Genomic DNA, 22,469 nt, shown 5'->3' with positions numbered 1-22,469 from the left:
GCCATTTACCAGAACCCCCCGGAAATCCCCTAAACATGGGTCGGGGGGTGCTGTGATTGTTTTTACCTCGCGGGGGGCGCCCCCGGGGGCGCTTCCCCCACGCCTGTTGCGTGGGGAAGCCTCCTCGTCTCCGGCACGTTTGCCTCAGCGGGCCAGGCGGTTCGGGGTGCCGGGCGCGGCGCCGATCTCGTAGCAGGGCTCGGCGCGCTTCAGCCGGGGCAGGGTGTTCACCCACACCGCGGATGGCGACCTGAACGTCGGCGGTCAGCGCCTGGCGGCGGTTGTCGAGCAGGCGCTCCGCCTTGCCCGCCAGGACAACATGCAGCCGCGGGAAGCGCTCCGAGCGGGTGTAGCGGTGGCGCTGCCAGAACGGGAACGTGCGGCCGTTGGTGCCGCAGGTTCCCTCCCAGACGCGGTGCCCGGCGTAATGGGCCGTGATGCGCTTACCGACCGGTTCCCGTTCGATGATCAGTTCCTCGGTGATGGCCTGGACGATCTCCAGTCCGAAGCACGAGGGTGGCCGTCACACCCCCTTCTTCAACAATTGCCGCCCGCTGTTCCACTTCCTTACCACGGACGTGACCGCCGTTGTGACCCTCCCCGAGGGCGCACCGAGATGGTCATGCCGGGCAACAACACCGTCATGACGGTCAAGCTGATCCGGCCCGTCGCCATGGAGGAGGGCCTGAAGTTCGCAGGATGGCCATCGGGCGATCCAGCCGCCCGCGACGTCGGGCAGTGCATCGTGCTCGTCGTACCGGCCCATGAGTTCGGGGTGCAGTGCCCGGGCCTCGGTGGGCCAGTCCTCTCGCGGGTCGACCAGGCCGGTACCAACCTCAGAGCGTGGGCGAAGCTGCAGTTCGGTCACCACGATCCCCCCACGACACCTTTCGGGAGTACGACCGCTCCCAGACCTCGCCAAGCCGGGACCGGCACTCAAGCTCAAGGGTGATCAGTGCTGTCTCATTTGGAAAGAACAGCAGAACTCCGACCACTGCTTCGCCACCTGTGGCCATGGGACCGATGTCGAGCTCCTCTTCTTGGTCATATCCGGAACGAGTGGTGAGGTTGAGACCACCTCGCATCCCTTCAACCGCTCCGTCGGCACTGGATGCGCTAACAAGGACGGTGTCGAGCGCCGGCCCCGCCGTCTGCCGCAACGTCAGGGACACGTACGGCGGATCAGAGGCAGTGTGGACGGATACGTCCTCGATGGCGAACTGCGGCCCGCGAGCCTCGAAGCGCTCGCCCTCCTCGCCCTCGATCTGGCGGCGCATCAGGGCCACCTGCTCCTTGGCCGCCGTCGCCTGCTCCTCGGCCAAGCGGGCGGCACTCTTGGCGATGTGCGCCTGCCACGCTGCATAGCTCGTCCCGACGACACCGACGCCGACCGCCGCTATGGCGGCGATGAGTTCTCCGTCCACGCTTCCCCTCCTGCCGCGCCGTTGGCGCAGAGCGCGGGCAGCCTATCGGGCATTATCCTTCCGCCTGTTTACGCTTCGGCCGGTACGCTCAACCGACGTGACGACCACCCCGCGCCAGCGCTTCTCCGTCCGCGCCGGCCTGTCGGCCGCCATCGACGACGGCCCGTATGACGACGTCCCGAACCACCTTCGTGAACCCCTGCAGCAATGGGTGCGCGAGGAGCTGTACTCCGGCGGCTATGCGGAGGACGGGAAGGCGCGGCTCATCTGCCTGCGTCTGCGTTTCACTGCCACAGCCCGGGGTTCGTACGTCGACACCCTCAGCGCGAAGACAGGGGCTGATCTGCTCGATGTGGTAGACGCCCTGCTGGCCTATCGGTTCGAACAGAGGGCGGTCCACCCCACTCAGCTGACGGCTCTCAGCGAGATCTTGAACGAGGGCGGCTCGTCGTACCGGATCAACGAGAACCTGGACGGCTCCCGCTTCTGGCTCCGAATCCTCCACGGACACAGGACTGGTCGCGCCTGGGTCCGCCCGTGACGAAAGGGTGCCGGAAGCCCCGTCGGTACGGAACCGCCTTGTCTCCTCCACGGGAAGGGGAGACAAGGACAAGGACCGCAGGAAGCAGCCCCCTCCCCTCTGATCGCTTCCTGCGGTCCTCAATCGCCCGCCGACCAACCGCACACCGGGGCGTGCACGTTCGCGTGATCTGCAGGCACAACGCCAATCCACCCAGGCACCTGGGACGGATCATTCATGACGGCGACACGCTCACCACGTTGCTGTCGCTGCCTGCACGGTGGACCTGGGACGCGCTGCCGGTGCAGGAGCTGCCTGGCGCCGGCCCCGGAACAGCCGGCGCCAGGCAGTAGTGCCGAACCTGCCATGGTTGAGCACTTCTGGGTGGCAGGATCTGCCGCTGCCTGTCAGGGGCGAAGGTCACGCAGCCGAATCGCCGCCGGGCGGCCCCGTGTTCGTTGCACCAGGCTGTGGGCGGTGGCGCTGGACGTGCTCGTTCTGCCACAGCGCTCCGAGGTCGACCTGGCTCACGGTGAGGCCGGTCTCGTATGCCAGTTCCTCGACAGACAGGCAGGTGGGATGTGTCGCGATCACCCGAGCGATTTTCCCCGCCCACAGCTCGGCATTCTCGAACGGACGGCGCCCGTACCGGTCGACCAGCTCCTCCAGATGCTCCGGCGAACATGCCACCACTCTGTGTCTGCCGTCCAGCCACGGATCGTGAACATGGATCGCGGACGAATCACGCACCACGGCGCTGGGCACCGACTCCCCCGGCATCAGCACCCCGCACAGACCACAACGCTCAGGCAGAACCTCCCCACCGCCATCGCCACCGGCGTCCGCGTCACTGAACCTCACCCCTCCTGTCTAACTCTCGGAGCCCACAACCGCCTCCCGTGAGCCTCTAGGCGAAATGAAGCCCCCTGGGCTGCTAGCGGCTGCCCTGCGTGGCACCATCGCGCCCAGTTCAGCTGTACGGCCGCCGTGCACAGGCCGACAGGCTGGAGCACGGAGCCTTCGCGACTCCCGAGCCCGAGTCACGTCCGTGCCTCGTAGTGCTCCCGCAGGCACGCGGGGTAACGAAGCCGGGGCGCACGGGAGCTAGGTGACGCCCTCGTCCCCGTTGCACGACGGCCCGACCGGCTGCCGAGCGGGAGGTATCCAGGCCCTATCGGCCTCCTGCGCGGAGGTGCAGGTGAAAAAGACCTGCTCGAGCCCAGTGATGCGGAAAATCCGATCGACGCGTTCGGGTACCGCAGTGAGGACGAAGATGACGTCGGCCGCCAAGGCGCGGTTGCGGGCGGCGACGAGGACCGAGATGCCTCTGGAGTCGCAGAATGTGAGCTGGGCCAGATCGACGACGAGTTGCTGCCCAGGACGCAGAGCGAGGCCTGGCAGCAGGGTGAGAACGTCAGGCGCGGTGTCGTGGTCCAGGCGTCCCTTGAGTTCGATGACTGGTCCGGCGCGGGTCGTGCGGATGTTCACGTTCAGGCCGGTGATCACTTTTACTCCTCACAGGTGAGCCACGACAGTTGAGTGCGAGACGGTGGCTCCATCGCTCACACTCGTGCAGAAGGAAGACGAAACAGGTCCCGTTCGGCAATGTCGGCAACGCAGATCGTTCAGCTTCTCCACGTAAGTGATTCGGAGCCGATGACCTGTCGGATCGCTGTCGTGGCCGCTGAGTCGCCGAACGAAACACGGCGGAGCCCTGCCGACAGCGCGCGGTGAGGAACTGCGCCGGACGACCGTCTTGCGGCCCTTCTTCCGTCAGGGTGATGCGGACGGCGGCCTCCGCACCGGTGAGGCCGCCGTCCGTCTCGCGTCAGCCCTGGTTCAGCGGCAGCGCGAGGTCGACGACCTGGTGGCCAGCCGGGAAGGCGCCGTAGCCGCTGGCCCGGCCGCTCAGCACATTGACTGTGAACATGCGGTACGAGCCGGACGTCCACAGGGCAGCAAAGCCCTGATTGGTTCCGGTCCGGGGCGAGTAGTAGATGTCGAATCCGGCGGACGGCCCGGCGGTGACTCCAAGGTTGCCGGTGGGGGCGAGGGTGCCGGCATTGGCCGGGGACTGCAGGGAGACACGGTCGTTCACCGTGTCAATGTCGAACAGGCTGGTGGCGGTGGCGGCGTTGAGGTCGTTGTTGGTGTACGCGGCGCCGGTGACCCCCATCGCCGTCGACGGAGGCATGGTCGGGTTGGTCAGCATCCCGTCCACCGTCGTCGTCAACGGTGCGGCCGCGTCGTCGATGTTGTGCCGCAGGTTCTGTCCGGTGTCGCTAATGATCCGCAGGCGGTTCGCCGCAGGGTTGAAGTCCACCCCGAAACGCATCCCCGACAGGGCGACGGTCAGCTGCGAGACCTTCATGGCCTTCGCATTGCGCGTGTTCAGGGTGTAGACGCCGCCCCTGTTCCCGACGCCGTACAGCCGCTCGTTCTGGACACGGAAGTCGATACCGACCAGCTTGGTGTCGCCGGCCAGGCCGGTCACCCTGCCCAGCGACCACGCCCTCGAAGGAGCATGGACGGGGAACTCCACCAGATGCTGATCGGTCGTCAGGCCGATGGCCGACAGGTGACTGCCCGACGCGGCCACAGTGGACTGCCCCGCGCGTTGCGGTGAGATGTCAGCAGAAGCCAGCGCCGGAGCCATCAGCGTGGCAGCGACGGCAGCAGTCGCCACCGCGGCGACAAGACGAGGGGTAGACACAGGTGCCCTCCACAATCAGACGGCCCGCCTCCCATGAGACGAGTCCGCAACGTGGTTCGACACCACAAGAGGAAAGGATGGGTCACATCGCCACTTAACGCCCGAATAGCTCAATACTTCGGCGGTCGCCTTCCGTGGCCGCCGAACCCGCAGACACCAGCCAGGCGAAGGCTTCGGCTGGTCCGTTCAGGAACGCGCCACACTCCGGCCAGGACATCGCGTCCATTCGAGTGATCCGCGGACGGCGCGGCAAGCCATCGAGGCCCCCGAACCGAATCACTCATGGCGGCGGAGGATCCCCCCGGTCTTCTGCCCCCCTGTGCAGGGTAGAAGTGAGACGCTGCCTGCGCAGGCTGCCTGGCGCCGGCCTGGAACCCGGCGTCAGGCAACTCAGTCCCAGAACCCTCAATGGGGTGGTCGACGATCTCCAGAATGCCTGGCAGGCCGCTGCCAGCGGGCGTGCCTACACTGAAATTGAGGTACCCGCGAGGCTGGAGGTCGTCATGATTATTATCGGGTCATCCTGCTGATCATCGGCTTCGTGGCCAGCATCTCCATCTTGACGACCATCGGGATCGTCCTGGTCGTCATCGGACTCATTCTGTGGATCCTCGGGGCAGTCGGGCACGCGGTCGGCGGACGCCGCCACTACTGGTAGACAGTTCTCCACCGCCCTTCGCGCGCCGCACCAGCCCGCTGATCCAACCCACAAGAACGTCGCATGTCTTCCCGCCTGTGACGGCGCGAGGATCGCAGCCGTGCCGGGGTCCCGGGTGTTCCTACCGCCGCTACCACTCCCCTGCCGAACGCGAACGGAACGCTCCCGGCGCGGCCGTGAACGTCGCTGCCGTCACAGCTCCTACCGGGCGGCTGGGAGTGCGTCGCGGGCGAGTTGGGCGATCAGGAGCGCGCCGAAGGCGCGAACGTTGCGCCATACATCACCGCGTGCCGGCTATCCATCGCAATGGAAGGTTTCCGACGCCGCTGCACAGCGACAGCGAGACGCGCATGCTGGAAAGGAAGGGCTTGCCCCCTGGCGCATGTGGGCTTGCCCCGCCGGGTGTGGGCCAATACCTCCGCTGGCACTGCCGACCAGTCCTGCACAGCCATCCGCCTGGGGCCGCAGAGCCCCCGGACAGCCATACCACCGTGCGCTGGCAGGCGACGTGCAGGACGGGGCGGCCCCGCCAATACGGCACGCGTTCGTCAGGGTGCCCAAGGCCCGAGCGTGCCCTTCATCGCATCCGCCATCGCGAACTGCAGCAGCGGGCCGTAGGTGATCCGTCCGACGCCGAGACGGCGAAAGCGCTCAAGATCGTGCTTGGCGGGATGGGCTGTGGAGTTCACGGGAATGGCGACGGCGCCGGTCACCGCCATGAGCAGGTCGTCGTCGTCCTGGATGTTCACCGGGTAGACGCTGTCCGCGCCCGCCTGCTCCAGGGCCCGCAACCGCGTGATCGCCTCGTCGAGGACGCTGGAGGCGTCTTTCGCGTGGAGGAAGAGGTCGGTGCGCCCGTTGACCCAGACCGGGACCCCCGCGTCGTCGGACGCCGCGCGCAGGCCGGCGATGTAGCTCGCGTGCTCCTGTGTGCTGCGCACGCGCCCGTCTTCCGAGTGGACGGTGTCCTCGACGTTGAGACCGGCGCCGCCGATTTCGATGAGTCCGGCGATGAGATCCGCGGGATCCTGCCCGTACCCGGCTTCTAGGTCCACGGACACGGGGACATCGACCGCCGCGATGATCGGCCTAACGGCGGCGAGCACCTCCTCGAAGGTCTGCCCCTCGTGGTCGTCGGCTCCCCGGGAATCGGCGAGCGGATGGCTGCCGATGGTCAGCGCGGGGAATCCGGCGTCGGCTACTGTCCGCGCGGACCAGACGTCCCAGACGGTCGGCAGCACCAGCGGCTTGTGCTCGGCGTGCAGTTGCTTGAGGCGCTCGGCGCGCTCAACGGTCGTACGAAGGTCCATGTCGTGGACGCTACCCCCCGGATCGCCACAAACAACGTGCCGGCGGGGCCTGTCACGGAGTCGCCTATGCGGGCCGTTGTTGCCCAGGGCAACCGGTCCTGCTCGTCGACTAGCTCAACCAGTTCACCGCGCACCAAGCGCAGAGCTGATCACGGTCCGGTAAGTGCAGGACTCAGTCAGAACGAGTGCCTGCTTCTTGATCTCGGTCCACGTCATCGCCAATCCGCCCGGCCTTTGGCTGCGAAGTACAGGTGAAAGAGCCGCATACCTGCGGCGTGTCGAGTGGCGGGAGCGGTTGTGGTGGAGCAGCGAAAGGTGGCGGTCATCGGCGCCGGTGTAGCGGGCCTGACGGCCGCCCACATCCTGGCGTCCTCGTGCGAGGTGACCTTGTACGAGGCCGACGGGCGCCTCGGCGGCCACGCCCACACCCGTGAACTCCCCAGAGCCGACGGGCAGACGGTGGCGGTGGACTCGGGGTTCATCGTCCACAACGAACGCACCTACCCCACCCTGCTGCGCCTGTTCCACGAGCTCGGGGTCACTACGCAGAACGCTGAGATGAGCATGTCGGTGCGCTGCGACGGCTGCGGGCTGGAATACGCGGGCGCGCGCGGCCCGGCGGCACTGTTCACCGGGCGGGCTGCGCTGCGCGGCCGCTACCTCCGGCTGCTGGCCGAGATTCCTGCGTTCCACCGCGCGGCCCGCCGCCTCCTGGCCGGACACCCGTCCTCACATGTCACGCTGGGGGATTTTCTGCGTCAGGGCCGTTTCTCGCCCTACTTCGTCAGCCATTTCGCTCTCCCCCTGGTGTCGGCGGTGTGGTCCTGCCCGGCACGAACCGCCCTGTCGTACCCGGCTGCCTACCTGTTCACCTTTCTGCAGCACCACGGCCTGCTGTCGATCACCCGGTCCCCGCAGTGGAAGACCGTCACCGGCGGCTCGGCAGCATACGTGACGGCGGCCGCCAAACAGGTGCAACGGGTCTACACCGACAGTCCGGTCCACGCCGTCCAGCGCACCGGACGAGGCGCCCAGGTCACCACCCGCGACGGTGCCACCGACGCCTACGACGCCCTTGTCATCGCCACCCATCCCGACCAGGCACTACACATGCTCGCCGACCCCACCACCGAAGAGAAGCGGCTCCTGGGCGCCTTCACCTATTCCCACAACCCCACGCTCCTGCACACCGACACCAGCATCCTGCCTCGCTCACACCGGGCGCGGGCCTGCTGGAACTACCACCTCACCGACTGCGATCCGTCAACGAAGCCGGCCCGGGTCAGCTACGACATGCGGCGCTTGCAGCAACTGCCCCCGGGAGCCGACTACGTCGTGTCCCTCGGCGGCGAGGACCGCATTGCACCCGACCAGGTCGTGGAACGAATGGTCTACGAACACCCGGTGTACACGCCCACCTCGGTCGCCGCCCAGACGGAACTGCCCCGCCTGAACAACGGAGTGACCGCGTACGCCGGCGCATGGCAGGGCTGGGGCTTCCACGAGGACGGCTGCCGCTCCGGTGTCGTCGCCGCCTCCTCCCTGGGGGCGCGCTGGTGAACAGCACCGGGCAGGCGCCCGCGACGCTGTACGAGTGCGTGGTCGCCCACGTCCGTACCGCGCCGCTGCGCCACGCGTTCCGCCACCGCACCTACCTGTGGTGCGTCGACCTCGACCAACTGCCCGTTCTGCCCCTGCTCGTGCGCCCGTTCGCCCGGTTCGATCCGCGCGACCACTTCAACGGCCGCGCCGTGTCCATCCGCGCCGGACTGGATGAGTTCCTGGCCGCCCAGGGCATCGACCTCGGTGGCGGCCGCGTGGTGATGCTCGCGCACGCCCGGGTGCTCGGCTTGGTCTTCAATCCGCTCACCGCGTACTGGTGCCACGACGCCTCCGGCGCCCTGGTGTGCGTGGTCGCGGAAGTCCACAACACCTACGGACAGCGGCACTGCTATCTGCTCCACACGGACGAGACCGGAGAGGCCACGGTCGAGAAGGCGTTCTACGTCTCGCCGTTCTTCCCGGTCGACGGCCACTACCGGATGCGGATGCCGCTGCCCGGCGCGCGCCTTGCGCTCAGCGTCCATCTCCACACCGACGAGGGCAGGCCGTTCACCGCGACGCTCCGGGGACGCCGTCGCCCCGCCACCACCGGCGCCCTCCTGGCCGCGGCCGTGCGCCGTCCGTGGTCAACCGCCGCCGTCTGGGCGGGTATCCGCAGACACGGCATCCACCTGTTCCTGCGCGGCCTGCCCGTACATCCCCGCCCGCGGTACTCCCCGCAGAAAGACGTCTCACCGTGACAAGCTCCTCCACCGCACCTCACGATCACGCGCGCAGGTCGGCACCAGCCCGCGTTCCGCAACAAGCCCGTGTGTCCTCTGCGCTGCCGCATCGCAGCGCGGTCGACAGCGCGCGCTGGCCGGACGTGGCCCGGCTCCCCTCACCGCGGCCTGGCCAGACCGCCATCGCCCGGCACCTGATCGGCCGGACGCTGAGGAAGCTGGCCCTGGCTACGGATGCGAGGAAGGGTCCCGGACCCGCGTACGCCCATCCCGCCATCACGGTTCACGCCCCGGATGCCTTCTTCCGCCGCATCGGCCGCGACGGCCTCATCGGTTTCGGCGAGTCCTACATGGCTGGCGAATGGGACAGCAACGACTTGTCCGGCCTGCTGACCGTCCTCGCCACGCACGTAGATGACCTGGTACCCGCTCCGCTGCGGCGGCTCCGACCACTGTGGGTGTCCGCCCGCCCCGGCAGCGACCGCAACACACGGCAAGGCGCGCGGCAGAACATTCACCGGCACTACGACCTGTCGAACGACCTGTTCGCCTCTTTCCTCGATCCCACCCTCAGCTACTCTTCCGCCATCTTCACGGCGTTCCCCGCCCGCTTCGACAGCCTGGCCGGCGCCCAGCACCGCAAGATCGACCGACTCCTCGACCTCGCCCAGGTCGGTGAGGGAACACGGCTGCTGGAGATCGGCACCGGCTGGGGTGAGCTCGCCCTGCGGGCCGCCGCCCGCGGCGCCCGCGTCACCACGCTGACGCTCTCAGCCGAACAGGCCGAGCTCGCCCGGGCCCGGATCCAGGCAGCCGGATTCGCGGACCGCGTGGAGATCCAGCTCCGCGACTACCGGGACGTGGAAGGGCGCTACGACGCCGTCATCAGCGTGGAGATGATCGAGGCGGTCGGCGCAGAGTACTGGCCCGCCTACTTCACCGCGCTGGAAGGCGCGCTCGCCTCCGGCGCCAGGATTGCCCTGCAGGCCATCACCATGGGCCACCAGCACATGCTCAACACCGCCGCCACCAACACCTGGATCAGCAAGTACATCTTCCCCGGCGGCCTCATCCCCTCCCGCCGCGCCCTCGCCGAACACGCCGCGGCGGCCGGCTTGCGTACGGTCGCGGACAACGGCTACGGCGAGCACTACGCGGAAACGCTGCGCCTGTGGCGGGGACAGTTCGCGGCCAACGGGCAGACCGTCACCGGCCTCGGGTTCGACCCCGTCTTCCAGCGCATGTGGGACTTCTACCTCGCCTACTCGGAAGCCGGATTCCGCTCCCGCTACCTCGACGTCCGCCAGATCCTCCTCACCCAAGGGACCCGCCGATGAAGCCCGCGGCCGAACGTCTCACCGACCTGATGAGCCTCTTCCTCCCCGGGCCCCTCCCCGTACGGCTGCGAGCCTGGGACGGCAGCGAAGCCGGACCCGCCGAGGCCCCGCTGGTCGTACTGCGTTCCCCCGACGCACTGCGCCGCCTGCTGTGGCAGCCGGGCGAACTGGGGCTCGCCGAGGCCTTCATCAGCGGTGACCTGGACATCGACGGCGACCTCGCCACCGCCCTCTCCCGGGCCGGCCAGACGGTCCGTGAACGGGGAATCACGCGACCGCGACCGCTCCAACTGGCGGCGGCCGCAACCGTCGCCGCCAGGCTCGGCGCGGCCTCACTGCCTCCTCGCCGGCCGGACGGGCGGGCGCGGCTCACCGGCCGTCTCCACAGCTCCTCCCGGGACCGTGCCGCGATCAGCCACCACTACGACCTGTCCAACGACTTCTACGCGCTGCTCCTCGACGAGTCGATGGCCTACTCGTGCGCCTACTGGACCCGTCCCGCCGAACCCGGCTACGGCCTTGCCGAAGCGCAGTGGGACAAGCTGGAGCTGATCTGCCGCAAACTCGGCCTGCGGGCCGGCGACCGGCTCGTCGATGTCGGGTGTGGCTGGGGCTCGCTCGCCGTGCACGCCGCCCGCGAGCACAAGGTCAACGTCACAGCGGTCACCCTGTCGCGGGAACAGCGGGACTTCGTCGCCGAGCGGGCCGTGCGCGAGGGCGTGGCCGACCTGGTGGAGGTCCAGCTGAGGCACTGGCGCCACATCGACGGCGGTGGATACGACGCGGCCACGGCCATCGAGATGGGGGAACATGTCGGCGACGCCGAATACCCCGACTTCGCCACCAAGCTGCACGATGTCCTGCGACCCGAAGGCCGGCTGCTGATCCAGCAGATGTCCCGCGGGGCCAACGCGCCGGGCGGAGGGCCCTTCATCGAAACCTACATCGCCCCCGACATGCACATGCGGCCGGTCGGCCGCACCACCGACCTGCTGGAGAGCGCCGGCCTGGAGGTCCGCTTCGTCGAATCGCTGCGCGAGCACTATGCGGCAACCATCGACGCCTGGCGCAGCCGACTCGAAGACCACGCAGCCCAGTTCGCGGATCTTGTCGGCGAGACCACTCGCAGGGTGTGGCGCCTGTATCTGGCCGGAGCCTCGCTCGCCTTCTCCGAGCGACGTATGGGTGTGGACCAGCTCCTCGCGGTCCGCCCCACCCGCGACGGTGGAGCAGCCATGCCGCCCACCCCCTCCACCTGGTACACGCCGACAGGGCAGAGGTGACCGGCATGGCCTGGGGCGCGCTGGCGACCAACTTTGCCGCCACCGCGGCCGCAGCGGCCGCGGTGCTGCTCGCCACCTTTGTGATCGCCGTCCGCCGCCGGCTGCACCGGATCGTCGACATCGCCTGGGGCATCGCCTTCAGCGCGGTCGCCACGGTCACCTACCTGCTCTCCGCAGGGGAAGGCAACGAGGCCCGGCGGCTCCTCGTCGCCGCGGCGACCATCGTCTGGGGTCTGCGCCTGTCCGCGCACATCGCCCGCCGCTCCCGCGGCCACGGCGAAGACCCGCGCTACACCGCGCTCCTCGACAAGGCGCAAGGAAACCGAACCTGGTACGCGCTACGAACCGTCTACCTTCTCCAGGCCGCTCTGGTGTGGGTGGTCTCCCTTCCCGTCCAGATGGCCTCCTACAGCGCGGAACCCCTGGGCTACCTCGACGCCTTCGGAATCGTGCTGTGGGCGGCAGGACTCGGATTCGAGGCCGTCGGCGACCACCAACTGGCGCGCTTCCGAGCGGATCCCGCGAACAGGGGCCGCATCATGGACCGAGGACTGTGGGGCTGGACCCGCCACCCGAACTACTTCGGCGACAGCCTCGTCTGGTGGGGCCTGTTCATCCTCGCCTGCGGAAGCGCACAGAGCGCGGCCCTCAGCGTGATCTCCCCCGTCGTGATGACGCTGCTGCTCACCGCAGGTAGCGGCAAGCGCCTCCTCGAAAAGCACATGGCCGGCCGGCCCGGCTACGCCGAATACGCCGCCCGCACCAGTGGATTCTTCCCCCTGCCGCCCCACAGCCACCGCTCGAAGCCGGGAGATGACACTTGAACCACCCCCACAACACCTCAAGCGAGGACGGCCCCACGTCCCTAGTCCCGGTCATCGCGCACCCCGAGCCACCGAGGGCGGCGGCAGCGGTACTGCTGCTCCACGGCGGCCGCGCGGACGCGCTGGGACCGCCACCGACACCGAACCTTCCCGGGCTGCGCATGCGGCCCTTCGCCTCGGCAATATCGCGGAACACGGCTCTCGACGACGTACTCGTCGCCCATGTCCGCTACCGCCATCGCGGCTGGAACGGCCACTATGCCCACCCTGTGGCCGACGCTCAACAAGCCCTGGAAGAACTCCGCGCCCTGACCGGCGCGGTTCCGGTCGTCCTCGTAGGGCACTCCATGGGCGCCCGGGCGGCCCTGCGCGCAGCGGCGGACCCCCAGGTCAGGGGCGTGATCGCACTCGCTCCCTGGTGCCCACATGACGAACCCGTCGCCCACCTCGCCAGCCGTTCGATTGTGGCCCTCCACGACGAGGCAGACCGTGTCACCCACGCGACGGACACGTGGTCCCACCTCACCCGCGCCCAGAACGCAGACGCCCAGGTCATGGGCATCCGGATGCCCCGTGGTGGACACGCGATGATCCGCCATGCCCACCTGTGGCACCGCGTCACCGCCGCGGCGACCGCGGCGCTCCTCGGACTCACGCCGCTCCCAGCCGATCTGGCGAGACCATCCACGTGGACTGGTGAGCCCCGCCCACTGCAGGACGTCACCTGTTAGTTCGTCCCGAGAGGAGATGGCCAACCGCCGGATGGCAGCCCAGCTACTGGGACGTCAGGGCGGCCGCGAGCTTCTTCACCGGTCCTGGGAGAGTTTGTACAGCTCAGCGAAGATTCCGCCCGCGTCCAGGAGCGCCTCGAACGTATCGGACTCGGCGATGCGCCCCTGGTCGAGGACGATGATGCGGTCCGCGATCCGGGCGTTCTCCAGGTTGTGCGTCACGAACACGGCGGCCTTGCCCGCGGCGAGCTCCTTGAACCGGCGGATCACCAGGTGCTCGGCACGCGGGTCCATCGCGGACGTCGGCTCGTCCAGCATCAGCATGGCCGCGTCCCTGTAGAACGCCCTGGCGACCGCGATTCTCTGCCACTGCCCGCCGGACAGGTCAGTGCCGCCCCAGTTGGAGCTCGCGACCAGGGTGTCCAGCCCGTACGGGACCTTGTCGACGACGCTGTCCGCGCCGGCCGCCTTCGCCGCGTCCAGCAGCAGGGCGTCGTCTTCGGTGCGGGGCTGGCCGAGGTGGATGTTGGCGCGCAGGTCCATCGGCCAGCGGGTGTAGTCCTGCGGCACCAGGCCGACCTTCGACCACACGCTGTGCGGGTCCGCCTCGGCGAGGTCGGTGCCGTCCCAGGTCACCGTGCCGCCGCCGTTCGCGACCCGCAGCCCCGTGAGCAGAGCGGTCAGCGTGGTCTTGCCGCTGCCGTTCTCCCCGACCAGCGCGATCAGTTCGCCGCGTCGCAGCGTCAGGCTGACGCCGTCGACCGCCGAAGTCTCGGCACCGGGGTAGGTATAGCTGACGTTCTCCGCGCGGATCTCGGCGGGGGCGCCGGCCCGGATCGCTGTGGTGCCGCGTACGGCGCGCAGGGCCTTCGCACGGCGCAGGAACACCTGCCAGTCGTCCAGGTACAGCGAGGTGCGGAAGAGGCGGGCGGCGGCCATGACCAGGGAGGTCAGGGCGCCGGTCGAGGTGCGCACCGCGATGACGGCGGTCGCGGCGATGGCCAGGTCCATCCGCCCGGTGGCCGCCAGCCAGCCGAGCGCGACCCAGGTCGCGCCGAGCATCAGCCCGCTGACGGCCGAGCCGAGCAGCGTGACCCGCAGGACGCGCGGCGCCGCGGCCCGGTGGGTGGCCTTGATCCGGTCGGTGATCTGGCGGTACCAGGTGGTCAGGAAGCCCGCCATGGTGGTGGCGCGGACCTCGGCGGCCGTGCGGCGGTCGGTGGAGTAGTACCGCAGCAGGTAGCGCAGGTGGTTGTCCGAGATGTTCTGGTAGTCCGCCCGGTGCTGGATACGGGCCGTCGTGATCGCCGCCGCCCCCTTGGGCACCACGGCCAGCACCAGAAGAGGCAGAAGCAGAGGGTGAAGAACCGTCAAAACCGAGGCCGCGGCGACGAGCTGCGCGAGCGCGGAGAGCAGGGCCTGGGCGTCACCGATCAGGTTCTCCGTCGCCTCGGCGCCTTTGCCCGCGGCCTGGAGGCGATCGGTGAAGCCGTGCCGGTCGTACGCCTCCAGCTCCACCTCCGGGGCGGCGGCCAGGATCTGGAGGTCCGCCTCGGTGGCGACCTCCGGTGACAGCCGGGCGGAGGCGTACACGGCGAGGGCATCGGCCCCCGCCCGCACGCCGGTGGCGACGGCGACCACGATCAGCGCGGGGGTGGCCGCGCTGACCCGGTCGGCGACCTGGCCGCCGGCGAAGAGGTGGTTCATCGCGCCGGGCAGCGCGCCGAGCGCGGCGGCGGAGGAGACCGCGACGACCAGCTGGCACAGGCCGAGCCACAGCATCGCCGCTCTGTCGGCGGCCCAGCCGAGGCGGGCGGCGGCGGCGAGGGTGCGCGGGAGGCGGGCGGCCATCCGCCACCAGGAAGCGTTCGCGATGTCCTCGAAGTGAGGGTCGCTCTGGTAGCCGACCTGCTGCGGGGAGCCGGAGGTTTTCGGGGCGGGTGAGGACGCGGTCACCCGCCCCATCCTGGTGCGTACGCCGGGACCTCCGGAGGTTTTTGAGCCGAAGTCGCCCGCGTGGTGGACCAGGTGGCTACAGCGCCCGCAGGGCCAGTTCGACGGCCGTGATCAGGAACAGTCCGGTGCGGTAGGGCGCCGCCTCATCGGGGCCGAGGGCCGCCCGCTCGACGGTCTCCGTGAGCACGGCCGCGTCGAGGAACCCCTGCTCGACCAGGTTCAGATCCTTGCCCCAGCTCCGGAGCAACCCGCTGCTGTACTCGTGCACCGCGCGGTTCATCAGGTGCCCGAAGTTCTCCCGGAGCACCGGGTGCACCACCTCGTCCGGCAGGCCGCGGGCGGCGAACCGCTCGGTCAGCAGCTTCTTGTCCCGCTTCCACTCCAGCGGGAGGCGCTAGCCGAAGCGCACCAGTTCGGGATCGGTGAACGGGGCCAGGGTCCACAGGCCCCGGCGCGCGAGGAGCGGGGTGGCGACCTCAAGGGCGACCAGCGCGGTCTCCGGCGCCACCGTGGCCGGGGAGATCCCGGTGTTCACCTCCCCAAGCAGGTCCCGCACCCGCTCGCCGCACCAAGCCGGCGCCTCCGGAGTACGGACCGGTCCGCCGTCCGGCCTTCGTACGCGGGCGACTTCGTCGCCGCCGAACCCGGCGACCACCGCGGTGATGCCGCGCGCCATCAGCGCCTGGGCGAGCGCGTCGGCGGCCTCCAGGTGCGGCTCGTCCAGCGGGCTGATCGCCTCGGGGTGGGCCCGGCGCAGTCGGCCTGGGGCGAGCGGCGGGTGCTCGGCGGCCGGCACGGTGACGTCGGGGGCGAAGCCGGTGTGGTCGATGATCATGCGGCGCCGCGCCTCCTGCTGAGGTCCGGACTCGCCGCCGATCAGCAGCGCCCACGGCGTGATCAGGCCCGGGTGGGCGAGGGCGAGGGAGATGGCGAGGTTGGTGGAGTCCTTCCCGCCCGAGAGCTGCGTGGCGATCCGGGCGGGGGTGAGGGGGCGGCGGGCGTAGATGTGGTCGACGAGCGCCTCGAACGCGTCCACCAGGGCCGGGCCGTCGGTACCTTCGGACAGTTCGGAGGGCTGGGCGTGCTCGGCTGGGGCCGGGTAGACCATGCGCAGGCCCTCGGCGTCCGCGTACGCGGTGGAGCGTTCCGAGAGCCGCTTGATGCTGGTGAACAGGGTGTCGTGGCCGTAGCGGGGGTGCCCGGTCAGCAGCCGCATGACCTCCTTCTCGTCGAGCTTGTCGGGCGCCTGGTGGGCACGGAGGTCCATCAACTGCCACGACCCGTTCAACGTCCCCTTGGCGTGCGCGAGGTAGAGCGGGCACACCCCGCCGAGCCCGGTCCGCAGCCGCACACCGTCCGGGCCCGACTCGATCCATACGGACTGGAGCGGCCACTCCTCGCACTCGGCGACGGCGCGGGCGTACACCGCGGCGTCCACCCTCACCGGCGCCGTCGAGCGCAGCAGCGACGCCCGGCCGACGGCCCGCTCGCGCACCACCATCAGCACGGTGGTGCCGTCCGTGACCGCCCGCGCCTCCTGGGCGGGGTTCGCCAGCGGGCGGATGCGGTCCTCCCCGCGCGCCCAGCAGCCTTCGCCCTGCTCACACCACTGCCACGGCCCCGAGGCCGTCCGCAGATCGACCGTGCACGTCAGCATCCCCTGACTCCCTTCGTTCCTCCGGTGGGCAAGCGACGGGGCCCGCGCGGCTCTCGGCCGGACGCGGGCCCCGGTAGTGCTGGTGGTGCCGGTGGATCAGTCCTCGAACCGGCCCTGGTCCGAGCTCTCCTGCGGCTTCTCCTCGAAGCGCGCGGTGTCACTGGGCACGGCGGTGATCTCCGGCCCGGCGAACACGGACTCCCACGGGCGCGTCTGGTCCTTCATCGCGGTCCCCTTCCACTCGACCCATCCCGTTGACACAACGTCATCGGGCTTCGTCAATCAGTGAACTGGGCAAGGGAGTTGGCGGGTAGCGTACGGAGCGCGCCAAGCCGTATATCCCGTATACGAGGGCGGTCGGCCATGACCCAGCGCACGGCGAACCACCAGCTCAAGAAGCTGATCGACGATTCCGGGCTGGCGTACGACGGCATCGCCCGCGCTGTGAAGGCCGTGGCGTTGGAGAGCGGCCAGCGCCTGGGCACCAACCGGTCGGCCGTCCACCACTGGATCGGGGGCGCCGAACCCTCCGGGCTCACGCCCGGCTATCTGGCCGAAGCGCTCTCCCGCCGGCTGGGCCGCCGGATCACCCGTGAAGACCTCGGACTTGGTTCCCCGGCGGACGGTGAAGATGAAAGCATCGGGCTGACGCTGGACTTCGATCCCATCGAGACGCTTACCGCCATCGGGGAGGCCGACGTGAACCGCCGCCGTTTTCTGGCTGCCTCCGCCTTCTCCCTGGCGGCGGCGACGCTCCCGCTGGAGACCGTCCAGGAAGCCGCCGCCCGCACCCGTATCGTCAGCGGCGGCGCGCTGGCCGGGCACGCTGATGTCGCCGCGGTGCGCGACATGGTGAAGCTCTTCATGGATATGGACGAGAAACACGGCGGCCAGCACGGCCGGGCCGCGTTCGTGCAGTACCTGATCACCGACGTCCGTGACCTGTGCCGGGCCCGTTTCAGCAGCGAAGAGGTCCGCGCAGAGGCGCTGTCCGTCGCCTCCGCCGCAGCTCACTTGTGCGGGTGGAAGGCGTACGACAGCGGTGAGCAGGGCCTCGCTCAGCGGTACTACATGCAGTCGCTGGGGCTCGCTCGGGAGTCCGGAATCCCAGGTCAGGACGGGTTCGTGATGCGGACCATGTCGCAGCAGGGCATGAAGCTGCACCGGCCCGAGCACTGCCTGGCCCTGGCCGAGACTGGATGGGACCGGGCCAAGGGCCGGGTCGACCAGCAGGTCGAGGCACTGTTCGCCGTCACCCACGCGCACGCGCTCGCCAAGACCGGCCAGCGACAAGCCGCACTCGCCGACGTCGACCGCGCCCACGCCGCGCTCGCGGCGGGCGTCGACGACGAGGTGCCGTTGTGGGCTCTGGTGTGGGGACCGCCCGCGGCCACCGTTCATAGCCGGACGGCGAAGGTCTTCGAGACGCTGGGCGACCGCGGCAACTCCGCCCGCAGCTACGCGACCGCCACCGCGAGCCGGCCGGGGGCGACGTACGCGCGGATCATCGCGCTCGACCTCGTCGCCCAGGCCGAGCAGCAGGCCAAGCAGGGCGGCATCGAGCAGGCGTGCGCCACCTGGGGCCGGGCCATCGACACCATGGCCGGGGTGAAGTCCACCCGGACCCTCAAGGCGGTCCGCTCGCTGCGCGGGGACCTGAGCCCGTACCGGGCGCGCGGGGTGCTGGTAGCGGCCGAGCTCGACGAGCGCGCCCGCCTCTTCCTCGCCCACCACCGCTGACGGCGGAGCGGCCGTACGTCAGCTGCTGAACTGATCTCCGGGGCGGGAGGACAGATCCGTGACGGTCCCGCCCCGGTCTGCCTCCTCCGGCGCCGGGTCCCATTCGTAGGTACCGAAGGGGCCCGGCTCGCCGGGTGTGACGCCGAGCTGGGCGGCGCCGCCCTTCGTCCGGTGATAGCTGGGGATCACGCGATGGTCTCCTCGCTCATGTCCTTCATGATGCCGCCGCCCACTGACAAGGCGTCATGAGGCCTGGCGCTGGCCGGGGATGAGCCCCCACGGCCCCGCGTACTCGTCGCCGCACGTCGCGCAGTGGGCGTGCTCCAGGGTGAGCAGCCCCGTGCGGACGGCATCTGACCACAGCGCCCCGGCACACGCCAACTGCACGACCGCTCAACCGAATGCGGCCGCCCGAGCCTGCCCGTGCGCACGATTGAGAACTGGGCCCCGGCGTATGAGGAAAGTGGGCGCAGGGCAACGGTCCCATGTCATCGTCAGCAAGGAAGCACGGTGCCATCGTCCAATCGCCGACTCGATGCCGCAGAGGCATCGAAACAGCCCGACCTGGATCAGCTGATGATCCTGACGGCGCAAGGGGATCAGGAAGCGTTCGCCCAGGTCTACGACCAGGTCAACGGCCGCGTGCTGGGTCTGGCGCTCCGCGTGGTTCGCAACGCTGCCCTGTTTGGCGACGTTGACCTTCTAACCCGTGTAGTGCAGGAAGTTGGCTGAGGTGTGTCAGGTGTACGCCCAGGGATCAGGTGGTGGGGAGTGATACAGGGTCGCGGGACTGTCGGGGACGGGGGCGTAGGGCAGGTCGCTGCGGCGGTGGCGGCCCGACTGACTGTGAGCGTCAAGCGCGTTCGGGGGTAGGAGTCGCCCTTCGGCTGCGAGGTTCTGGGCCCGGAGCAGGAGTGCACTGGCGTCGACGCCGAGTTCCTCTGCCACAGCCTGCAGGTCGAGGCCTGACTGCATGCTCCAGCGAAGGACGGAGTCCATCCCGGCTGTCCAATTGAGCGTCTCTTGTTCGTGGCGGGGGCTGGGAACGGGGGCGCTGATTGTGGGTTCCGGTGTCGGGGTGGGGAATCCGGCCGGTTGGGCAGGTGGTTGAGGCCCTGCGTTCCGGTGCTGTTCCGGCGGCGGATGTGTCGACGGTTCGTGGCCGTCTGGCGTGGCAGGTGTCGTCAGAAGGTGTTCCGCGATGCCGCGGGCGTCGTCTTTGCCGACTGTGCGGCGGGCGACGCGAACTTCCCGCTCTGCCAGGCCCATCAGGTCGGCGACGGCTCCGTCGCTGCCGATGGTGACGGCGAACGCGGCGAGTGTGCGGGTTCGGTGGGCTTGTGCCTCATCGAGGACGGCCTGGGCTTGGCGGACCCGGTCGTCGCTGGTGCAGAACGCCTCTGCCAGGAGGTTGTTGCGTTCCCATAGTTCACGTGGCTCCACGCCGCATCAACGTTTCTGCGCCCAATGGGATACCACAACTGGATGGATTCACACGAAAGGCTTGTTTTCGCGTGAAAGACCAATCCGAGTCGCACCGGTCACAATTTACACAAGTGGGCATCGACGGAATTCCGCATGGCGGCGGTTCACCGCCAGGGACGCCGAGCTGGCGAGTCGGTGTTGGTTTCCTGCTTGCCGTCGCGCGCAGTCGGAGGGTGCGCCTATTCGGGTGATCTGCAGACGTCGCGGCAAGCCCGAAGGGTGGCCCGCGCCGAATAGCTTGGTGGCGGAGGATCCCCCCGGTCTTCTGCCGCCTCCTGTGCACGGTGGACGTGAGACGCTGCCAGCACAGAGCCTGCCTGGCGCCGGTTTGGGACCCGGCGTCAGGCAGGTCAGATGGCCGGCGGCCTCTGCCGCGCTGCCCTGGATTCGCCTCTGCAGCCTTTCTCGCTGCGACTTCGGCTCTCGGCATGCCCGAGCGTTCTTCGCTCGCGCAATACATTTCACTTGCTCAGGCCTTGAGTAGAAAGTCTGGTTTCCACTGACTGCATCATTTGAGATGCGGCACGTCGACGCGCACATTCTCTTATTGCGCATGCATTGCAATAAGCCCTGTCCACTCATTCGGGCTAAACAGGGCGGTGCGTGTCGTAGTTTTCGATTGGCTATCTTTTTCTGCGGTGTAAGGCCCCCGGCCAGGGGTTTTGGCCCACGAGCATGGGGCTGCCGTGCTCACCCGTCTTGCAATCTGTCTCTGGGGCGGAGCCGTGACGTGCTTTCCTTCGGTCGGCGCGCACCGAGCGTGACGACGGTGCGCATGGTCAGCAGGTGATGGCGCTGTCGCTGGTGCCTGAAGGATCTGCTCTCTGACCTTGCGGCCACCCCACCTGACGTCCCCGTTCGGCATGCTCCGCCGGAGCGCGGCCGGGCAGGGTTCGCAGTCGAGAGGATCAGCCTTGAAGTCCACTTCCGCACGGCCTCGTTCGCGGCGTGTGCTCGATCAGTCCCTCCTCGTTCTGGGCGCGGGCGCCCTGGCGACCGGCCTCGCTGCCATGACTCTGGCTCCCGGGGTCAGTGCTGCATCCAGCCATCGTGAGGCGCCGCTCATCGCGGGCGACCCACGGGCGGACAACACGGACGTGTACGCGTTCACCAGCCCTGACAAGTCCGACACGGTTACGTTGCTGGCGAACTGGCTTCCGTTCGAGGAGCCCAACGGCGGCCCGAACTTCTACCCGTTCGCGGACGACGCCCGCTACAACATCAAGATCGACAACAACGGTGACGGAAACGCTGACGTCACGTACACCTGGCGCTTCCGCAGCAGCTACCGCGATAGCGCGAACCAGTTCCTGTACAACACCGGACAGGTCACGTCGCTCAACGACCCGGACCTGAACTTCCGGCAGGTCTACGACTTGGTCCTGACGGCCGGCGGCAGGTCCACTGTGCTCCTGTCCGGCGTACCGGCGGCACCCTCCCGTGTGGGTCCGGCGTCGATGCCCAACTACACGGCCCTGCGCAACCAGGCCATCGTCAACCTACCGGGCGGCGGAAAGACGTACGCCGGTCAGGCGGAGGACCCGTTCTTCGCCGATCTGCGGGTCTTCGACCTGCTGTACGGAGGCAACCTGTCCGAGCGTGGCCAGGACACCCTGGCCGGGTACAACGTCAACTCCGTCGCAATTCAGGTTCCGAAGAGGCTGCTTGCGCTGAAGGGGAACTCCTCGCGCAACCCGGTGATCGGCGTGTGGTCGACGACCGACCGGCAGGGTGTGCAGGTCTCCGATTCCCGCACGCAGCACGGTGGCAAGTGGAAGCAGGTCTCGCGGCTGGGTAACCCGCTGGTCAACGAGGTCGTTGTCCCCCTGAAGTTCAAGGACGCCTTCAACACCCTGAACCCGAGCCAGGACCGCACGGTCCAGCCGGTGGTGGACAAGGTCCTCGACCCGATCCTGCCCAAGCTGATCCAGAAGGTCTACGGCGTCCCGGCCCCGGCCACTCCGCGCAAGGACCTGTTCGAGATCTACCTGACGGGCATCTGCAAGGCGTGCGGTCCCATCAAGGCCGACCTCAACGCCCACCGCCTGAACCGCGACGCCAACCTGCGCACGATCGTGCCGGCGGAGGAACTGCGCCTGAACATGGCGGTGCCGCCCACCGCCAACCCCAACCGCTACGGCGTCCTCGCCGGTGACCTGGCCGGCTTCCCCAACGGCCGCCGCCTCACCGACGACGCCATCGACATCTCCCTCCAGGCCGTCGAGGGCGCCGCCCAGACCGGGCAGCTCGTCCCGGCCCTGGCCGACGGCGACAAGGTCAACACCAACGAGGTGCCGTTCGGCGTGTCCTTCCCCTACCTGGCGCTCCCGCACACCAAGTCCGTCAACAGCGGCCCGAACGCACCCGAGATGTCCACCACCAAGAACGCCGCCGCCCTCGGCGGCCTGGGCGCGGTCCTCCTCGGCTTCGGCGGCTTCCGCCTGTACCGCAGCCGCAGTCGCAGTCGCAGTCGCAAGACCAGCTGATTCGACTCGCCCCGGGTGGGAGATGGAACTGTTCTTCACGCCTCCCGCCCGGGGCATCCG

22 protein-coding genes and 1 pseudogene are annotated in these 22,469 nt (G+C 69.1%); 13 read left to right on the top strand and 10 right to left on the bottom strand.

All coding sequences use genetic code 11. The features are described 5' to 3' along the window. Nucleotides 1-506 precede the first annotated feature (506 nt). Nucleotides 507-697, top strand: a pseudogene (locus ACFWU3_RS29640) (elongation factor Tu); the annotation flags it as partial. A gap of 139 nt (nt 698-836) precedes the next feature. Here the strand turns inward: ACFWU3_RS29640 and ACFWU3_RS29635 are convergent. Then, complete coding sequence (locus ACFWU3_RS29635; protein WP_384443821.1) at nt 837-1,424, bottom strand: hypothetical protein; 588 nt, start codon at nt 1,422-1,424, stop codon at nt 837-839. A 97-nt stretch (nt 1,425-1,521) separates the two neighbouring features. Between ACFWU3_RS29635 and ACFWU3_RS29630 the strand changes: the two genes are divergently transcribed. Further along, complete coding sequence (locus ACFWU3_RS29630; protein WP_384443819.1) at nt 1,522-1,965, top strand: hypothetical protein; 444 nt, start codon at nt 1,522-1,524, stop codon at nt 1,963-1,965. A 399-nt stretch (nt 1,966-2,364) separates the two neighbouring features. Here ACFWU3_RS29630 and ACFWU3_RS29625 read toward each other — a convergent pair whose 3' ends face one another. The 3 genes from ACFWU3_RS29625 to ACFWU3_RS29615 all read right to left on the bottom strand — a co-directional run bounded on the left by ACFWU3_RS29625 (nt 2,365) and on the right by ACFWU3_RS29615 (nt 4,657). After that, complete coding sequence (locus ACFWU3_RS29625) at nt 2,365-2,805, bottom strand: hypothetical protein (protein ID WP_384443817.1); 441 nt, start codon at nt 2,803-2,805, stop codon at nt 2,365-2,367. A 243-nt stretch (nt 2,806-3,048) separates the two neighbouring features. After that, nucleotides 3,049-3,450, bottom strand: coding sequence for an STAS domain-containing protein (locus ACFWU3_RS29620; RefSeq protein ID WP_384443815.1), 402 nt, complete (start codon nt 3,448-3,450; stop codon nt 3,049-3,051). 322 nt (nt 3,451-3,772) lie between these two features. Further along, the gene (locus tag ACFWU3_RS29615) at nt 3,773-4,657 is read right to left on the bottom strand and encodes a DUF4394 domain-containing protein (protein WP_384443813.1); all 885 of its coding nucleotides are present in this window, start codon (nt 4,655-4,657) and stop codon (nt 3,773-3,775) included. Between the two features lie 520 nt (nt 4,658-5,177). Between ACFWU3_RS29615 and ACFWU3_RS29610 the strand changes: the two genes are divergently transcribed. Next, nucleotides 5,178-5,315, top strand: coding sequence for a DUF6131 family protein (locus ACFWU3_RS29610; RefSeq protein WP_384443858.1), 138 nt, complete (start codon nt 5,178-5,180; stop codon nt 5,313-5,315). Between the two features lie 548 nt (nt 5,316-5,863). On the opposite strand, the gene ACFWU3_RS29605 is transcribed toward ACFWU3_RS29610, so the two are convergent. Then, nucleotides 5,864-6,625, bottom strand: a complete 762-nt coding sequence (locus ACFWU3_RS29605; protein WP_384443810.1) for an isocitrate lyase/phosphoenolpyruvate mutase family protein — start codon at nt 6,623-6,625, stop codon at nt 5,864-5,866. Nucleotides 6,626-6,922: 297 nt separating this feature from the next. On the opposite strand from ACFWU3_RS29605, the gene ACFWU3_RS29600 reads away from it, so the two are divergent. From ACFWU3_RS29600 to ACFWU3_RS29575, 6 genes are all read left to right on the top strand, one after another. Beyond that, nucleotides 6,923-8,185: an NAD(P)/FAD-dependent oxidoreductase gene (locus ACFWU3_RS29600; protein ID WP_384443808.1), complete on the top strand. Its 1,263-nt coding sequence runs from the start codon at nt 6,923-6,925 to the stop codon at nt 8,183-8,185. Further along, nucleotides 8,182-8,928, top strand: a complete 747-nt coding sequence (locus ACFWU3_RS29595) for a DUF1365 domain-containing protein (RefSeq protein ID WP_384443806.1) — start codon at nt 8,182-8,184, stop codon at nt 8,926-8,928. The genes ACFWU3_RS29600 and ACFWU3_RS29595 overlap by 4 nt, the downstream gene beginning before the upstream one ends. Before the next feature lie 71 nt (nt 8,929-8,999). Next, nucleotides 9,000-10,247, top strand: a complete 1,248-nt coding sequence (locus ACFWU3_RS29590) for a class I SAM-dependent methyltransferase (protein ID WP_384443804.1) — start codon at nt 9,000-9,002, stop codon at nt 10,245-10,247. Beyond that, complete coding sequence (locus ACFWU3_RS29585; RefSeq protein WP_384443802.1) at nt 10,244-11,530, top strand: class I SAM-dependent methyltransferase; 1,287 nt, start codon at nt 10,244-10,246, stop codon at nt 11,528-11,530. The genes ACFWU3_RS29590 and ACFWU3_RS29585 overlap by 4 nt, the downstream gene beginning before the upstream one ends. Further along, nucleotides 11,527-12,354, top strand: a complete 828-nt coding sequence (locus tag ACFWU3_RS29580; protein WP_384443800.1) for a DUF1295 domain-containing protein — start codon at nt 11,527-11,529, stop codon at nt 12,352-12,354. The genes ACFWU3_RS29585 and ACFWU3_RS29580 overlap by 4 nt, the downstream gene beginning before the upstream one ends. Further along, nucleotides 12,351-13,085, top strand: a complete 735-nt coding sequence (locus tag ACFWU3_RS29575) for an alpha/beta fold hydrolase (RefSeq protein ID WP_384443798.1) — start codon at nt 12,351-12,353, stop codon at nt 13,083-13,085. The genes ACFWU3_RS29580 and ACFWU3_RS29575 overlap by 4 nt, the downstream gene beginning before the upstream one ends. Nucleotides 13,086-13,160: 75 nt before the next feature. On the opposite strand, the gene ACFWU3_RS29570 is transcribed toward ACFWU3_RS29575, so the two are convergent. From ACFWU3_RS29570 to ACFWU3_RS29555, 4 genes are all read right to left on the bottom strand, one after another. Next, the gene (locus ACFWU3_RS29570; protein WP_384443796.1) at nt 13,161-15,050 is read right to left on the bottom strand and encodes an ATP-binding cassette domain-containing protein; all 1,890 of its coding nucleotides are present in this window, start codon (nt 15,048-15,050) and stop codon (nt 13,161-13,163) included. Nucleotides 15,051-15,117: 67 nt separating this feature from the next. Then, nucleotides 15,118-15,348: a hypothetical protein gene (locus ACFWU3_RS29565; protein WP_384443794.1), complete on the bottom strand. Its 231-nt coding sequence runs from the start codon at nt 15,346-15,348 to the stop codon at nt 15,118-15,120. Between the two features lie 87 nt (nt 15,349-15,435). Further along, nucleotides 15,436-16,698 carry a hypothetical protein gene (locus ACFWU3_RS29560; RefSeq protein ID WP_384443792.1) on the bottom strand — a complete coding sequence of 421 codons (1,263 nt, stop codon included), beginning with the start codon at nt 16,696-16,698 and terminating at the stop codon, nt 15,436-15,438. Nucleotides 16,699-16,794: 96 nt separating this feature from the next. Further along, entirely contained in the window at nt 16,795-16,923 is a 129-nt protein-coding gene (locus tag ACFWU3_RS29555; RefSeq protein WP_328689944.1) for a hypothetical protein, read from the bottom strand. 138 nt (nt 16,924-17,061) lie between these two features. Between ACFWU3_RS29555 and ACFWU3_RS29550 the strand changes: the two genes are divergently transcribed. Continuing rightward, on the top strand, nt 17,062-18,438 hold the full coding sequence (locus ACFWU3_RS29550; RefSeq protein ID WP_384443789.1) for a hypothetical protein: 1,377 nt from the start codon (nt 17,062-17,064) through the stop codon (nt 18,436-18,438). A gap of 18 nt (nt 18,439-18,456) precedes the next feature. Here ACFWU3_RS29550 and ACFWU3_RS29545 read toward each other — a convergent pair whose 3' ends face one another. Then, nucleotides 18,457-18,627, bottom strand: a complete 171-nt coding sequence (locus tag ACFWU3_RS29545) for a hypothetical protein (RefSeq protein ID WP_384443787.1) — start codon at nt 18,625-18,627, stop codon at nt 18,457-18,459. A gap of 321 nt (nt 18,628-18,948) precedes the next feature. On the opposite strand from ACFWU3_RS29545, the gene ACFWU3_RS29540 reads away from it, so the two are divergent. The 3 genes from ACFWU3_RS29540 to ACFWU3_RS29530 all read left to right on the top strand — a co-directional run bounded on the left by ACFWU3_RS29540 (nt 18,949) and on the right by ACFWU3_RS29530 (nt 22,409). Further along, nucleotides 18,949-19,170 carry a hypothetical protein gene (locus tag ACFWU3_RS29540; RefSeq protein WP_384443785.1) on the top strand — a complete coding sequence of 74 codons (222 nt, stop codon included), beginning with the start codon at nt 18,949-18,951 and terminating at the stop codon, nt 19,168-19,170. A 459-nt stretch (nt 19,171-19,629) separates the two neighbouring features. Further along, the gene (locus ACFWU3_RS29535) at nt 19,630-19,866 is read left to right on the top strand and encodes a hypothetical protein (protein WP_384443783.1); all 237 of its coding nucleotides are present in this window, start codon (nt 19,630-19,632) and stop codon (nt 19,864-19,866) included. A gap of 920 nt (nt 19,867-20,786) precedes the next feature. Continuing rightward, entirely contained in the window at nt 20,787-22,409 is a 1,623-nt protein-coding gene (locus ACFWU3_RS29530; protein WP_384443856.1) for a DUF4331 domain-containing protein, read from the top strand. The last annotated feature ends 60 nt before the right edge of the window (nt 22,410-22,469 follow it).

The organism is Streptomyces sp. NPDC058685, assembly GCF_042714725.1.
In the GTDB taxonomy this organism is placed as follows: domain Bacteria; phylum Actinomycetota; class Actinomycetes; order Streptomycetales; family Streptomycetaceae; genus Streptomyces.
The sequence above is the reverse complement of the archived record's forward strand: the minus strand, read 5'-3'. Positions and strand labels throughout refer to the sequence as shown.

What these genes read in the sequence shown, in the direction of transcription:
- ACFWU3_RS29605 (WP_384443810.1), bottom strand. Translation starts at nt 6,625, where the DNA reads ATGGACCTTCGTACGACCGTTGAGCGCGCCGAGCGCCTCAAGCAACTG.
- ACFWU3_RS29585 (WP_384443802.1), top strand. Translation starts at nt 10,244, where the DNA reads ATGAAGCCCGCGGCCGAACGTCTCACCGACCTGATGAGCCTCTTCCTC.
- ACFWU3_RS29570 (WP_384443796.1), bottom strand. Translation starts at nt 15,050, where the DNA reads ATGGGGCGGGTGACCGCGTCCTCACCCGCCCCGAAAACCTCCGGCTCC.
- ACFWU3_RS29560 (WP_384443792.1), bottom strand. Translation starts at nt 16,698, where the DNA reads ATGCTGACGTGCACGGTCGATCTGCGGACGGCCTCGGGGCCGTGGCAG.
- ACFWU3_RS29555 (WP_328689944.1), bottom strand. Translation starts at nt 16,923, where the DNA reads ATGAAGGACCAGACGCGCCCGTGGGAGTCCGTGTTCGCCGGGCCGGAG.
- ACFWU3_RS29550 (WP_384443789.1), top strand. Translation starts at nt 17,062, where the DNA reads ATGACCCAGCGCACGGCGAACCACCAGCTCAAGAAGCTGATCGACGAT.
- ACFWU3_RS29530 (WP_384443856.1), top strand. Translation starts at nt 20,787, where the DNA reads ATGCTCCGCCGGAGCGCGGCCGGGCAGGGTTCGCAGTCGAGAGGATCA.